The 13,314-nt window shown below is 63.7% G+C and carries 14 protein-coding genes and 1 tRNA gene; 7 read left to right on the forward strand and 8 right to left on the reverse strand.

Annotated features, from left to right (window positions below; translation table 11 throughout):
* Positions 1 to 88: 88 nt before the first annotated feature.
* The 5 genes from ugpE to RAD04_RS14445 all read right to left on the reverse strand — a co-directional run bounded on the left by ugpE (position 89) and on the right by RAD04_RS14445 (position 5,238).
* On the reverse strand, positions 89 to 937 hold the full coding sequence (ugpE, locus tag RAD04_RS14425) for a sn-glycerol-3-phosphate ABC transporter permease UgpE (protein ID WP_461624302.1): 849 nt from the start codon (positions 935 to 937) through the stop codon (positions 89 to 91).
* Positions 937 to 1,818, reverse strand: coding sequence for a sn-glycerol-3-phosphate ABC transporter permease UgpA (ugpA, locus tag RAD04_RS14430; protein WP_461616396.1), 882 nt, complete (start codon positions 1,816 to 1,818; stop codon positions 937 to 939). Before ugpA ends, ugpE begins: the two co-directional genes overlap by 1 nt.
* Positions 1,819 to 1,868: 50 nt before the next feature.
* A complete protein-coding gene (ugpB, locus tag RAD04_RS14435) occupies positions 1,869 to 3,185 on the reverse strand; it encodes a sn-glycerol-3-phosphate ABC transporter substrate-binding protein UgpB (protein ID WP_091962346.1) in 1,317 nt (438 codons plus the stop codon).
* 218 nt (positions 3,186 to 3,403) lie between these two features.
* On the reverse strand, positions 3,404 to 4,624 hold the full coding sequence (locus RAD04_RS14440; RefSeq protein WP_461624303.1) for a CaiB/BaiF CoA transferase family protein: 1,221 nt from the start codon (positions 4,622 to 4,624) through the stop codon (positions 3,404 to 3,406).
* Positions 4,625 to 4,812: 188 nt separating this feature from the next.
* Complete coding sequence (locus RAD04_RS14445) at positions 4,813 to 5,238, reverse strand: organic hydroperoxide resistance protein (RefSeq protein ID WP_018323436.1); 426 nt, start codon at positions 5,236 to 5,238, stop codon at positions 4,813 to 4,815.
* A 155-nt stretch (positions 5,239 to 5,393) separates the two neighbouring features.
* On the opposite strand from RAD04_RS14445, the gene RAD04_RS14450 reads away from it, so the two are divergent.
* Entirely contained in the window at positions 5,394 to 5,852 is a 459-nt protein-coding gene (locus RAD04_RS14450; RefSeq protein ID WP_201760150.1) for a MarR family winged helix-turn-helix transcriptional regulator, read from the forward strand.
* 12 nt (positions 5,853 to 5,864) lie between these two features.
* On the opposite strand, the gene RAD04_RS14455 is transcribed toward RAD04_RS14450, so the two are convergent.
* From RAD04_RS14455 to RAD04_RS14465, 3 genes are all read right to left on the reverse strand, one after another.
* Positions 5,865 to 6,101: a GIY-YIG nuclease family protein gene (locus tag RAD04_RS14455; RefSeq protein ID WP_018323434.1), complete on the reverse strand. Its 237-nt coding sequence runs from the start codon at positions 6,099 to 6,101 to the stop codon at positions 5,865 to 5,867.
* Positions 6,102 to 6,288: 187 nt separating this feature from the next.
* Positions 6,289 to 6,364, reverse strand: a tRNA-Ala gene (locus RAD04_RS14460).
* A gap of 91 nt (positions 6,365 to 6,455) precedes the next feature.
* Positions 6,456 to 6,863 (reverse strand): TIGR02300 family protein, encoded by a 408-nt coding sequence (locus tag RAD04_RS14465; RefSeq protein WP_091962334.1) that lies wholly within the window; start codon positions 6,861 to 6,863, stop codon positions 6,456 to 6,458.
* A gap of 160 nt (positions 6,864 to 7,023) precedes the next feature.
* Between RAD04_RS14465 and aroA the strand changes: the two genes are divergently transcribed.
* From aroA to RAD04_RS14495, 6 genes are all read left to right on the forward strand, one after another.
* The gene (gene aroA, locus RAD04_RS14470) at positions 7,024 to 8,361 is read left to right on the forward strand and encodes a 3-phosphoshikimate 1-carboxyvinyltransferase (RefSeq protein WP_461624304.1); all 1,338 of its coding nucleotides are present in this window, start codon (positions 7,024 to 7,026) and stop codon (positions 8,359 to 8,361) included.
* Complete coding sequence (gene cmk, locus RAD04_RS14475; RefSeq protein ID WP_028139472.1) at positions 8,358 to 8,996, forward strand: (d)CMP kinase; 639 nt, start codon at positions 8,358 to 8,360, stop codon at positions 8,994 to 8,996. Before aroA ends, cmk begins: the two co-directional genes overlap by 4 nt.
* A 267-nt stretch (positions 8,997 to 9,263) precedes the next feature.
* Positions 9,264 to 10,970: a 30S ribosomal protein S1 gene (gene rpsA, locus RAD04_RS14480; protein WP_028139473.1), complete on the forward strand. Its 1,707-nt coding sequence runs from the start codon at positions 9,264 to 9,266 to the stop codon at positions 10,968 to 10,970.
* 355 nt (positions 10,971 to 11,325) lie between these two features.
* A complete protein-coding gene (gene sppA, locus RAD04_RS14485) occupies positions 11,326 to 12,306 on the forward strand; it encodes a signal peptide peptidase SppA (protein WP_091962325.1) in 981 nt (326 codons plus the stop codon).
* Positions 12,307 to 12,477: 171 nt separating this feature from the next.
* A complete protein-coding gene (locus RAD04_RS14490; protein ID WP_007598410.1) occupies positions 12,478 to 12,783 on the forward strand; it encodes an integration host factor subunit beta in 306 nt (101 codons plus the stop codon).
* A 74-nt stretch (positions 12,784 to 12,857) separates the two neighbouring features.
* Positions 12,858 to 13,250: a DUF1049 domain-containing protein gene (locus RAD04_RS14495; protein WP_461624305.1), complete on the forward strand. Its 393-nt coding sequence runs from the start codon at positions 12,858 to 12,860 to the stop codon at positions 13,248 to 13,250.
* Positions 13,251 to 13,314: the final 64 nt, after the last annotated feature.

Here is a 13,314-nt window from a genome sequence, read left to right on the forward strand (position 1 = left end):
GAATGGGGAGTGGCGAATAGGGAAGGCGGGCAAGCGGAGGCGCTCAATGAATCATCCACTCGCCATTCGCTACTCACTACTCGCCCCCTCACTTCTCGGTCTCGACCAGGCCGCGCACGAACAGTTTCTGCATGACGACGACGACGAACACCGGTGGCAGCATGGCCAGCACGGCGGTCGCCATCACGATCGGCCATTCGGTCAGCGCGTCGGTGGTGGTGATCATCTTGCGGATGCCGACCTGGATGGTCTGCATGTCGTCGCGGGTGGTGATGAGCAGCGGCCAGAGATATTGATTCCAGCCGAGGATGAACAGGATCACGAACAGCGCCGCCATGTTGGTGCGCGACAGCGGCAGCAGCGTATCCCAGAAGAAGCGCAAGGGACCTGCGCCGTCGATGCGCGAGGCCTCGAGCAATTCGTCCGGCACCGTCATGAAGAACTGGCGGAACAGCAGCGTCGCGGTGGCCGAGGCGATCAGCGGCAGCGCCAGGCCCGCATAGCTGTCGAGCATGTGCAGATCGGCGACGATCTTGTAGGTCGGATAGATGCGGACCTCGACCGGCAGCATCAGGGTGATGAAGATGATCCAGAAGATCGCCATCCGGAACGGAAAGCGGAAATACACGATCGCATAGGCCGAGATGATCGAGATCGCGATCTTGCCGACCGCGATCAGCAGCGCCATCACCAGCGAGTTCAGCATCATGTTGCCGACCGGCTCGCGGGTCGAGCCGCTCGTGCCGACGAAGATGGTTTGATAATAGGTCTCGAAGAAATGGCCGCCCGGCAGCAGCGACATCTGCCCGTTCGCGATCAGCGCATTGTCCTGGGTCGAGGCGATGAATGCGATGTAGACCGGGAAGGCGACGATCGCGATTCCGATCCAGAGAATGATGTGCGCGACGTAGCGCCGAAAGCCCTCTTCCTCGACCATCAGTAGGTCACCTTGCGTTCGACGAAGCGGAACTGGATTCCCGTCAGCACGATGACCATGACCATCAGGATCACCGATTGCGCCGCGGAGCTGCCGAGATTGCCGCCGAGCAGGCCGTCGGAATAGACCTTGTAGACCAGCGTCTCGGTCGACTTGCCGGGACCGCCGCGGGTCATGGTGTCGATGATGCCGAACGTGTCGAAGAAGGCGTAGACGATGTTGACGACCAGCAGGAAGAAGATGGTCGGCGACAGCAGCGGGAAAGTCACGGTCCAGAACCGGCGCATCGGACGGGCACCGTCGATCGCGGCAGCTTCGAGCACGCTTCGCGGGATGCTCTGCAGGCCGGCGAGGAAGAACAGGAAATTGTAGGAGATCTGCTTCCAGGCGGCGGCGAGGATGATCAGGGTTGCCGCCTGGTCGCCGTCGAGCAACGGATTCCAGTCGATCCCGATCGCGCGCAGGTAGCGCGCGATGATGCCCAGCGAGGGATGCAGCATGAAGATCCAGAGCACGCCGACGACCGGCGGCGCCACCGCATAGGGCCAGATCAAGAGCGTGCGGTAGAGCATCGAGCCGCGCAGTGGCTTGTCCGCCATGACGGCGAGCAGCAGCGCAAAGGACAACGACGAGACCGCGATGGCGAACGAGAAGAAGAAGGTGCGGAGGATCGCCTCGAAATAGGCGGGCTCCCTGAACAGGTCGAGATAGTTATCGAACCAGACGAAGCTCGTCGAAAGGCCGAAGGCGTCCTGCAGCAGGAAGGACTGGATCACCGCCTGCAGGGCCGGCCAGTAGAAGAATAGCAGGACGATCGCGAGCTGCGGCGCAACCAGCGCGTAAGGCAATAGCCTGGATTGGAAAATGGCTTGCTTTTGCATGGTGTCCGCCGAAAGCGGCAGGTCGGGGGACCGGCCTGCCGCTCATCGCCTCACTTGACGGCGGTCTTTTCGAATTGCCGCAGCATGGTGTTGCCGCGCTCGACGGCGGCATCCAGCGCCTGCTTGGCGGTCTTCTTGCCGGCCAGCGCCTGCTCGATCTCTTCCGACCAGACGTCACGCAGCTGAACCATGTTGCCGAGGCGCAGACCGCGCGAATTCTCGGTCGGCTCCTTGTTGGTCAGCTCGAGCAGCGGGGTCTCGAGATAAGGCTGGTCCTTGTAGAAGCCCTCGGCCTTGGCCTTCTCATAGGCCGCCTTGGTGATCGGCAGATAGCCCGAGGCCTTGTGGATGTAGACCTGGCGATCGGTGTCGGAGAGGAAGGTCAGGAATTTTGCGACACCCTTGTATTCGTCGGCCGGCTTGCCGCCCATGACCCAGAGCGAAGCGCCGCCGATGATCGAGTTCTGCGGTGCGCCCTTTGCCTCCGGATAATACGGCATCGGCACCGCGGTGAAGTTGAACTTGGCCTGGGCCTTGACGTTGCCGAAGAAGGCCGACGAGGTCAGGTAGATCGGGCATTCGCCCGAGGTGAAGCGGCCTTCGCCGGTGTTGGTCCGGCCGGCATAGTCGTAGACCTTGGTCTTCTGGAGCTCGACCAGGTTTTCGAGATGCTTGACCTGGAGCGGCCCGTTGAACTCGAGCTTGGTGTCGAAGCCGTCGAGGCCGTTGGCCTTGCTGGCGAGCGGGACGTTGTGCCAGGCGGAGAGCTGCTCGAGATTGACCCAGGTGACCCACGAGCCGGAGAAGCCGCAGGTGTCATGACCGGCAGCCTTCAGCTTCTTGGCGGCCTCGAACGTCTCGGGCCAGGTTTTCGGGATCGCGACATTGGCCTTCTTCAGCTCGTCCAGATTGACCCACATCACGGTCGACGACGAGTTGAAGGGGAACGACAGCATCTCGCCCTTCGAGGTCGAGTAGTAGCCGGTGATGGCGGGCAGGTAGATCTTGGGATCGAACTTCTCGCCGGCGTCGGCCATCAGCTTGTAGACGGGCTTCACCGCGCCGGTCGCAGCCATCATGGTGGCGGTGCCGACCTCGAACACCTGCATGATGTGCGGTGCGTTGCCGGCACGAAACGCCGCGATGCCCGCGTTCATGGTGTCGGCGTAATTGCCCTTGTAGGTCGGAACGACCTTGAAGTCGCTCTGCGACGCGTTGAAGTCGTTGGCGAGCTTGACGATGACGTCGTTGTTGGCGCCGGTCATCGCGTGCCACCACTGGATTTCCGTCACGGCCAGCGCCGGCGACGCGGTCATGCCAACCGTGAGTGCAAATGCGGCAGCCGCCCCAAAGTGTCGAAGAGCCATCAAGTAAACCTCCCTTGGCCGTCAAAAGAAGCGCTTGCGCTAGCAGCGCCATATGACGTTCACATGACTGTGTAAGCGGCCGAAACGAAAGCGGCAAGCGCTGGAAAAGGGAAGCCGGCAAATAGGCGAAGACGGCGCGGGCAGCCGCATTGGTTCGCGGTGCACTATCGTGCCCGCGCCGCACTGCGGCATCATTCGTTGGACGGAGGCGGTGGCCTCTAGCGCTTGCGCTCGGGGCCGCAGACGGTGCCCTTCTCGACCATCGCGTCGATCTCGGCCTTGGAGTAGCCGAACTCGCCCAGCACTTCACCGGCGTGCTGGCTGAATTTCGGCGGCAGCCGGCGCAGGCTCGGCTTGCTGCGGTCGAGCCGGATCGGCGAGGCCACGCCCTTGTACCAGTCCTTCTCGATAATATCGCCGCGCGCGATCGTGTGCGGGTTGGTCAACGCCTGGTCGATCTTCTGCACGGGCCCGGCGGGCAGGCCCGCGGCGAGCAGGCGATTGCAGAGCGGCTCGGCCTCGTGCTGGCTGAACACGGCCGCAAGCTCGGCGCGCAGCGCCTCGCGGTTGGCGATGCGGTCCTTGTTGCGGGCAAAGCGCGGATCGGTGCCGAGCTCGGGCTTGCCGATCTCCTTGGCGAGCTTGCGGAAGGTGCCGTCATTGCCGACGCCGATAAAGATGTTGTCGGTCTTGGTCGGGAAGATCGCGTAGGGCACGAGGTTGGGATGCTCGTTGCCGGTGAGGCTCGGCGGCTTGCCATGCATGAAATAATTCGCAGTGTGCGGATGCATGATGGCAAGGCCGGTCTCGTACAGCGTCGTCTCCAGGAACTGCCCCTTGCCCGAGCGCTGCCGCTCCGACAGCGCCATCAGGATGCCGATCGCCGCGTAAAGCCCCGTCGTGATGTCGACCAGGGGCACGCCGATCCGCATCGGTCCGCTCTCGGGCGAGCCGGTCGCGGCGATCATGCCGGTCATGGCCTGGATGATGGCGTCATAGCCGGGATTGCCGCCGCGCGGACCGTCGGCGCCGAAGCCGCAGATCCGGCAATGCACGAGGCGCGGGAATTTCTTGCTGAGGACGTCGTTGCCGATGCCCCATTTCTCCAGCGTGCCCGGCTTGAAATTCTCGATCAGGACGTCCGCCGTCTCCAGCATCTTGAGCAGCACGATGCGGCCGCCTTCGGAAGCGAGGTCGAGGCCGATCGAGCGCTTGTTGCGGTTGATGCCGACGAAATAGGCCGCGTCCTCCTCGTGGAAGGGAGGGCCCCATTCACGCACCTCGTCGCCCGCGGGCGGCTCGACCTTGATCACGTCGGCGCCGTGGTCGGCGAGGATCTGGGTGCAGTAGGGACCGCCGAGCACGCGCGTGAGATCGATGACGCGCAATCCGCTCATTGCGCCCAATGCGGCTTCAGAACTGGCGGCTTCAGAGCTCATGCCTTCGCTTCCCCTGTGTCGATATTTGGTCACAGGCCTAGCGAGGTTCGTACAAGCCAGCAATGGCCTGTTGCGTAGGGGCGTATGCACTGCCGGCCGCATGCCGCGGCATGGCAAATCAGGATTGGCAGATCAGCGGAAGCGGCCGGCCCGAGGGGGATCCCGGGCCAGCCAATCCGCACTTTCGATCAGACGACCGTCAGGCGAACGTCGACATTGCCGCGCGTGGCATTGGAGTACGGGCACACCTGGTGCGCCTTCTCGACCAGCGCCTCGGCTTCCGCGCGGGCGAGGCCCGGCAGCGAGACGGCGAGATCGATGTCGAGACCGAAGCCGCCCTCGGAGCGCGGGCCGATCCCGACGGTCGAGGTGACGGAGGCATCAGCCGGAACCTTCGGCCCGCCCTGGGACGAGACGAACTTCATCGCGCCGATGAAGCAGGCGGCATAGCCGGCCGCGAACAGCTGCTCGGGATTGTTGCCGGCGCCGCCGCCGCCGCCGAGCTCCTTCGGCGTGGTGAGCTTGACGTCGAGCGCGCCGTCGAGGGTTGCAGCATGGCCATCACGGCCGCCGGTGGCCTTGGCGCTGGTCTTGTAGAGGACGTTCACGGACATTGTCGTCTCCTCGGGTCTTCCGGTTGGGGTGCGCTCTGTATCGCAAACAATTGGATTGTGCGCAATCTAAATTAGCATGGCTCACATTTAATTGTTCGCAATTGAATGTGCCGCCCGCCGGCCCCAGAATGGAAGGAAATCCCGTGAGATTCTCCATGCCCCGGAAACTATCGACCCTCGATCCGCAACGCCTCGACAACCAGATCTGCTTCGCGGTCTATTCGGCCGCGCACGCCTTCAACCGCGTCTACAAGCCGCTGCTGGACCGGCTCGGCCTGACCTATCCGCAATATCTGGTCATGCTGGTGCTGTGGGAGCGCGACGACGTGCCGGTCAAGGACATCGGCGAGCGGCTGTTCCTGGATTCGGGCACGCTGACGCCGCTGCTCAAGCGGCTCGAGGCCGCCCATCTCGTGAGGCGCACCCGCTCGAGCGAGGACGAGCGTCAGGTCCTGATCGCGCTGACGGCGCAGGGCCATGCACTGAAGGAAAAAGCCCGCAGCGTGCCACAGTCGATCCTGGCAGCGTCGGACTGCTCGGTGTCGGAACTGGTCACGATGAAGGACGAGATCGTCGCGCTGCGGGATCGGCTGAACGCGGTGATCGGGGAGTAGGGGGTTCGGCGATCAGAAATGCTTCTTTGCGAAAGCGCGTCCTGAGCCAGATTTCAGATATCGCTCGAACGCAACAGCGCGTGCAGCGTCGTCGAAGGCGAAATAGGTCCTAATTCGCCAAGGCCCAAATTTGGAGGTGTGCGGTACTTCGCCTGCGTTGTGCTTCGCCAAGCGTGCCCGCAAATCATCCGTGATGCCGACATAGAAGTGCTCGGAATCGAGACTTTCGAGGATATAGACGTATTTCATTCTGCTTCCTCCCCGGAGGGTAGGATAGCAGCTTCAAGGCACGTTTAGCGTGTTGCTTCAATGCAGCGTGGATATCAGCTTGAGCCCGCCGACGCCCTTCGGGCTATGGCGGGGCAGCCTTCGCTCACTTCGCTACGAGAGACTTCCCCAGGCTTGCCTAGCCGAAGCTCGCGAAGCGAGCGAAGGCTGGTGGAGCCAGGCGGGATCGAACCGCCGACCTCTTGCATGCCATGCAAGCGCTCTCCCAGCTGAGCTATGGCCCCTTAGTCCTTGCGGGGATCCTGGTGGATCACCCGCACCGGCGAGTCCTGGTGACTCGCGCGGTGCACCCTTTTTCACAGATCAGGGCTGATCTCAAGTCTCTTCATCACCTCCGACATCACCAATGATGTCGGTCACGTCCTCATCGCCCTCTTCTTCGTCGGCAATGAAGGTCGAATCATCGTCATCGTCGTCATCGAGGGTCTCATCGACCTCGATATCGTCCTCGGATTCGGGCACGGCGGCCTTGACCTTGCCGGTGTTCTCCTCGGCGTCGGCCTCCTCGAGCGAGACCTCCTCGACCTCTGCCGGCTCCGGCGTGGTGTCGGCCGTCGCTGCGTGCCGGGCTTCGGCGCCGCGGGGCATGCGCGCGGGCGCGACCGGGGCGATCGGCACGACTTCGCCGGTATAGGGCGAGATCACCGGATTCTTGTTGAGGTCATAGAACTTCTTGCCCGTGGTTGGGCAAATACGTTTGGTTCCGAGTTCGGACTTGGCCACGGCAGGAATCCTGGGAATGTCTGAAAAGCGGTGTTTCACTTGGCTAGTTGGCGGCCCGCTGTCAATAGCGCATTACGGGAGAACGACATGCCCGTGACGGGGCGCTGACCATGTGGTACCTGCGCCCAGCCCCCTTGAGGGCGCATCCAAGGACACAATCGTGACCCATTCCGACCAAACGAGGCCGCTCCAGGCTCGCGCCAGCGGGCCCCTGACCGGGAAAGTACGGGTGCCCGGGGACAAGTCGATCTCCCACCGTGCCCTCATCCTGGGCGCGCTCGCGGTCGGCGAGACCAGGATTTCAGGCCTGCTCGAGGGCGAAGACGTCCTCAACACCGCTAAATCGATGCAGGCGCTGGGCGCCACCGTGGAGCGGACCGGCGATTTTGCCTGGAAGGTGCAGGGCGTCGGCGTCGCGGGCTTCGCCCAGCCCAAGGCCCCACTGGATTTCGGGAACTCCGGCACCGGCTGCCGGCTGGTGATGGGCGCCGTCGCCGGCTGCCCGATCTCGGCGGTTTTCGACGGCGACGGCTCGCTGCGCAGCCGCCCCATGCGCCGGATCCTCGATCCGCTGGAAAAGATGGGCGCGAAGGTCATATCCGGCAGTGAGGGCGGCCGTCTGCCCCTGACCCTCCAGGGTGCGCGCGACCCGCTGCCGATCACCTACAAGACCCCGGTCGCCTCGGCCCAGATCAAATCTGCGGTGCTGCTGGCGGGCCTCGCCGCACCCGGCACCACGACGGTCATCGAGACCGAGGCCAGCCGCGACCACACCGAATTGATGCTGAAGCATTTTGGCGCCGACATTACCTCGGCACAGGAGGGCGTGCACGGCCGCCGTATCACGCTCAAGGGCCAGCCCGAGCTGCACGGCGCCAATGTCGTGGTGCCGGCCGATCCCTCCTCGGCGGCTTTCCCGGTGGTCGCGGCGCTGATCGTCGAGGGCTCCGATGTCGTCCTGTCGGATGTCATGACCAATCCGCTGCGCACCGGCCTGTTCACCACGCTGCGCGAAATGGGCGCCTCGATCGAGGAGAGTGAAGTCCGCGGCGACGCCGGCGAGCCGATGGCAAAGCTGCGCGTGCGGGCCTCGAAGCTGCGCGGCGTCGTGGTGCCGCCGGAGCGCGCGCCCTCGATGATCGATGAATATCTCGTGCTGGCGGTGGCAGCCGCCTTCGCCGAGGGCACGACGATCATGCGCGGCCTGCAGGAGCTGCGCGTCAAGGAATCGGACCGCCTGGAGGCCACGGCCGCCATGCTCCGCGTCAACGGCGTGAAGGTCGAGGTCACCGGCGATGATCTGATCGTCGAGGGTCGCGGTCACGTCCCCGGCGGCGGCACCGTCGCGACCCACATGGACCATCGCATCGCGATGTCCGCATTGGTGATGGGCTGCGCCTCCGATCAGCCCGTGACCGTCGACGACACCGCCTTCATCGCCACCAGCTTTCCGGACTTCATTCCGATGATGCGTTCGCTCGGGGCCGAGTTTTCATGATCATCGCCATCGACGGACCCGCGGCCTCGGGCAAAGGCACACTCGGCAAGCGTCTCGCGCACCACTACGGCTATCGTCATCTCGATACCGGCGTGATCTACCGCGCGGTGGCCTATGCCCTGATGCAGTCTGGCCACGATCTCCGGGACGAGGAGGCTGCGGTCGCCGCGGCGCTGGAACTCGATCCCGAGAAGTTCGGCAATCCCGCCCTGAAGACCCAGAAGGCCGGCGAGGGCGCCTCCATCGTTTCGGCGATCCCCAGGGTTCGCGAGGCCCTCGTCAATTTTCAGCGGCAATTCGCCGCCGATCCGCCCGGAGCGGTGCTGGACGGCCGGGACATTGGAACCGTGATCTGCCCGCATGCCGACGTGAAGATTTTCGTCGTCGCCGACCCAAAAGTCCGGGCGCGCCGGCGGACCATGGAGGCCAAGGCGAGGGGCGAGGAGGCCGACGAGGCCGCCGTGCTCGCCGACATCATCCAGCGCGACGAACGCGACAAGAACCGGCCGATTGCACCCCTGAAACCGGCCGCCGATGCTTACTTGCTAGATAACTCCCAACTGGATATAGAAGGCGGCGTCCGGGCCGCCATCGACATTATCGAGGCCGTCCGAGCGGGCCGGTCGCGGGGTTAAGCCGCCGCCGTCATTGGAGGAAGTGCCCGCTCCCGCTCTTTGAGGTCGATACCTCGGTCCCCTGTTTGGGGCCGACGCGATCCAGGCTCCGGACACAAGATTTCCACGTATCGAACGCGCGGGCCTCAGCCGGCCCGCTTCCGCTGTTCCGCCTCTCAGGCCGGAGCAGCGAGCGGTCGCTCGAAGGTCTTGCGGACCTTCCGACACTGCGCGTGCGATGCGCCCATGAACCCAACGGCCGGCACGACATCCGCAACTGGAGAACAAATGGCTTCGACTTCTGCTGATACCTATAGCCCGTCGCGCGACGATTTCGCTGCGATGCTCGACGAGTCCTTCGCAGGTGGCAACCTGCAGGAGAGCTCCGTCGTCAAGGGCAAGGTTGTTGCAATTGAAAAGGACATGGCCGTCATCGACGTCGGCCTGAAGACCGAGGGCCGCGTCGCCCTGCGCGAATTTTCCGGCCCCGGCCGTGACAGCGAGCTGAAGGTCGGCGACGAGGTTGAAGTGTTCCTCGATCGCATCGAGAACGCGCTCGGCGAAGCCGTGCTGTCGCGCGACAAGGCGCGCCGCGAGGAGAGCTGGGGCAAGCTCGAGAAGGCGTTCCAGAACAACGAGAAGGTCAACGGCGTCATCTTCAACCAGGTCAAGGGCGGCTTCACCGTCGACCTCGACGGTGCCGTGGCCTTCCTGCCGCGCTCGCAGGTCGACATCCGTCCGATCCGCGACGTTGCGCCGCTGATGAACAACTCGCAGCCGTTCCAGATCCTCAAGATGGACCGCCGCCGCGGCAACATCGTCGTGTCCCGCCGCACGGTTCTCGAAGAGACCCGCGCCGAGCAGCGTCAGGAGCTGGTGCAGAACCTCGAAGAGGGTCAGGTCATCGACGGCGTGGTCAAGAACATCACCGATTACGGTGCGTTCGTTGATCTCGGCGGCATCGACGGCCTGCTGCACGTCACCGACATCGCGTGGCGCCGCGTCAACCACCCGACCGAGGTGCTCTCGATCGGCCAGACCGTGAAGGTCAAGATCATCAAGATCAACCACGAGACGCACCGCATCTCGCTGGGCATGAAGCAGCTGCTGGATGATCCGTGGCAGGGTATCGAAGCCAAGTACCCGCTGGGTGCCCGCTTCACCGGCCGCGTCACCAACATCACCGACTACGGTGCGTTCGTCGAGCTCGAGCCGGGCATCGAAGGCCTGATCCACGTCTCCGAGATGTCGTGGACCAAGAAGAACATGCACCCCGGCAAGATCGTTTCGACCTCGCAGGAAGTCGAAGTGCAGGTGCTGGAAGTCGATTCCGTCAAGCGCCGCATCTCGCTCGGCCTCAAGCAGACCATGCGCAATCCCTGGGAGGTCTTCGTCGAAGGCCACCCGACCGGTTCGACGGTCGAGGGCGAGGTCAAGAACAAAACCGAGTTCGGTCTGTTCCTGGGTCTCGAGGGCGACGTCGACGGCATGGTCCATCTCTCCGACCTCGACTGGAAGCTTCCGGGCGAGCAGGTGATCGACAACTACAAGAAGGGCGACATGGTGAAGGCCGTGGTGCTCGATGTGGACGTCGAGAAGGAGCGTATCTCGCTCGGCATCAAGCAGCTCGAAGGCGATCCCTTCGCCGAGCCGGGCGATGTCAAGAAGGGCGCGGTCGTGACCTGCGAAGTGCTCGAAGTGAAGGAAAGCGGCATCGAGGTGAAGATCACCGGTACCGACTTCTCGACCTTCATCAAGCGCTCCGAGCTCGCCCGTGATCGCAACGACCAGCGCGCCGAACGCTTTGCCGTCGGCGAGAAGGTCGATGCCCGCGTGATCCAGTTCGACAAGAAGGCCCGCAAGGTCCAGGTGTCGATCAAGGCGCTCGAAGTCGCCGAAGAGAAGGAAGCCATCGCGCAGTACGGCTCCTCCGATTCGGGAGCAACGCTCGGCGACATCCTCGGCACCGCGCTCAAGAACCGCGACAGCAAGTAAGCGAGACGTTCGTTTCGCTGCATCAAAGCCCCGGCTCACGCCGGGGCTTTTTTTGTTTGCTGTCTCCACAAACCCCGCTGTCGTCCCGGACAAGCGCAGCGTAGATCCGGGGCCCATCACCACAGGATTGAGTTTGGCGAAGACCCGGAGTGCGAGCTTCGCGCGACCATTTCTCCCTGTGGTTATGGGTCCCTGCGTTCGCAGGGACGACAGCGAGGGTGTGCGAGGTGCCGGGCTCCCACCGCGCTCACAGCCTTGTTTTCTTCAAATTGCGCCGCAATTGATGTATCCAGATAAGCCGTTGGTCACGCTGTGAGGGCACAACGCGTCCGGCCTTTCATTTGGAGATATCTAGATGTCGCTCGATTCGGACATCATCGTCGATCGCCGCAGGATCCGCCGCAAGCTGACGTTCTGGCGCGTGGTGGCCGCGCTGATCGCGATTGCGGCGATTGCGGGCTTTGCGCTGGTCGTGACACCGGGTACGCGGGGCACGTTCGCATCCGCCGGCTCGATCGCGCGGGTCCAGATCGAGGGCCTGATCCGCAGCGATTCCGATCGCACGCAGGCGCTGGAGCGGCTGGAGAATTCGCAGGCCGCCGCCGTCATCATTCACATCAACTCGCCGGGCGGCACCACGGCCGGGTCCGAGCAGCTTTACGATTCGCTTGTCCGGTTGAAGGCGAAGAAGCCGCTCGTCGTCGTGGTCGAGGGCCTGGCTGCCTCCGGGGGTTACATCACGGCGATTGCCAGCGACCACATCATCGCCCAGCAGAGCTCGCTGGTCGGGTCGATCGGCGTGCTGTTCCAATATCCCAACGTCAGCGAGCTGCTGAAGACCATCGGCGTCAAGGTCGAGGAGGTGAAGTCGTCGCCGCTGAAGGCCGCGCCCAACGGTTTCGAGCCGACCAGCCCGGAAGCACGGGCCGCCCTCGATGCCCTGGTGAAGGATTCCTATGCCTGGTTCAGGGGATTGGTGAAGGAGCGGCGTGGCATGGATGACACGCAGCTCGAGAAAGTGGCTGATGGCCGCGTCTTCACCGGGCGCCAGGCGATCGATCTCAAGCTGATCGATCAGATCGGCGACGAGAAGACGGCGGTGACCTGGCTGGTCGAGCAGAAGGGCGTCAAGAAGGGACTCTCCGTGCGCGACTACAAGCTCCAGCCGCGCTTCGGCGATCTGCCATTCCTCAAGACGGCCGCCGCCGTTACGCTGGAAGCGCTCGGTTTGGGCTCGATTGCGCATCAAATCGGGCAAACCGGCGTCGCGCAGGCGGTCGATCGGTTCGGAATGGATGGAATGCTGGCCCTGTGGCAACCGGCCGCCTCAAATTGAGGGGGTTGGGCGAGCGGCTGATGGTTTTCCCGTTTGACGGGCGTCGGGTCAGCCCGCTTTTTCGGCATTTGTCACGTAATTTCACGACGCTCAACCTTGATTTAGCGTCTTGACAGATCAAGGTATTTTCACGGAAATGGTCATCCGCACGCTTCCGGGTCCTATCTCTCGATGATCAAATCCGAACTTGTTCAGCGTATCGCCGAGCACAACCCGCATCTGTACCAGCGGGATGTCGAGAACATTGTGAATGCGATTCTCGAAGAGATCGTAGCGGCTCTCGCGCGCGGTGACCGCGTCGAGTTGCGCGGCTTCGGTGCCTTCTCGGTCAAGCATCGCCCTGCACGCGCCGGGCGTAATCCACGCACCGGCGCCCATGTGCCCGTCGATCAGAAGAGCGTTCCGTTCTTCAAGACCGGCAAGGAAATGCGCGAGCGGCTGAACCGCGACCATCCGGATCCCGGCGCGCCCGACTAAGGCTGTCGTCGTCGGGGTTTAACCTGATAGCCGCATGATGCGGCCGCAAGCTTGATTCAAGACGAGCGATCGCGATGCGAAAGTTCCTGACCGCGCTGATCGTGATCCCACTGGGCCTGATCCTGGTGGCCTGCGCCGTTGCCAACCGGCACTTCGTCACGGTCTCGTTCGATCCGTTCATTGCGAACGACCCGTCATTGTCGGTCACGCTGCCGCTGTTCCTGCTCCTGATCCTGGTCGCCGCCCTCGGCGTCTTCGCCGGCGGCTCCGCCGTCTGGCTCGGCCAGCGGCACTGGCGCCGCGCGGCGCGCCGGCACGAGGCGGATTCACGGGTCGCCAGGGCCGAACTGGCCGATTTGCGGGCCCAGGCGGCCGCAGCAAAGCCCGGCTCGCAGCGCCTGCCCGTTCCCTCCGGGGTCGGGCTTTACGGGCCCATCGGGCGAGACAAGCAGCGCGCGACGTTGTAGAAGCGGCCCCGACCGGAAACCCCTGTTTTCCGGCCGCACATTGCGGCCTCCATTTGCTTTGAGA

It is taken from the genome of Bradyrhizobium sp. 25ACV, assembly GCF_054863005.1.

Bases quoted from the DNA above. Each gene is read 5' to 3' on its own strand.
- ugpE (WP_461624302.1), bottom strand. From the start codon at position 937: ATGGTCGAGGAAGAGGGCTTTCGGCGCTACGTCGCGCACATCATTCTC.
- ugpA (WP_461616396.1), bottom strand. From the start codon at position 1,818: ATGCAAAAGCAAGCCATTTTCCAATCCAGGCTATTGCCTTACGCGCTG.
- ugpB (WP_091962346.1), bottom strand. From the start codon at position 3,185: ATGGCTCTTCGACACTTTGGGGCGGCTGCCGCATTTGCACTCACGGTT.
- RAD04_RS14440 (WP_461624303.1), bottom strand. From the start codon at position 4,624: ATGAGCTCTGAAGCCGCCAGTTCTGAAGCCGCATTGGGCGCAATGAGC.
- RAD04_RS14445 (WP_018323436.1), bottom strand. From the start codon at position 5,238: ATGTCCGTGAACGTCCTCTACAAGACCAGCGCCAAGGCCACCGGCGGC.
- RAD04_RS14450 (WP_201760150.1), top strand. From the start codon at position 5,394: ATGCCCCGGAAACTATCGACCCTCGATCCGCAACGCCTCGACAACCAG.
- RAD04_RS14455 (WP_018323434.1), bottom strand. From the start codon at position 6,101: ATGAAATACGTCTATATCCTCGAAAGTCTCGATTCCGAGCACTTCTAT.
- cmk (WP_028139472.1), top strand. From the start codon at position 8,358: ATGATCATCGCCATCGACGGACCCGCGGCCTCGGGCAAAGGCACACTC.
- rpsA (WP_028139473.1), top strand. From the start codon at position 9,264: ATGGCTTCGACTTCTGCTGATACCTATAGCCCGTCGCGCGACGATTTC.
- sppA (WP_091962325.1), top strand. From the start codon at position 11,326: ATGTCGCTCGATTCGGACATCATCGTCGATCGCCGCAGGATCCGCCGC.
- RAD04_RS14490 (WP_007598410.1), top strand. From the start codon at position 12,478: ATGATCAAATCCGAACTTGTTCAGCGTATCGCCGAGCACAACCCGCAT.
- RAD04_RS14495 (WP_461624305.1), top strand. From the start codon at position 12,858: ATGCGAAAGTTCCTGACCGCGCTGATCGTGATCCCACTGGGCCTGATC.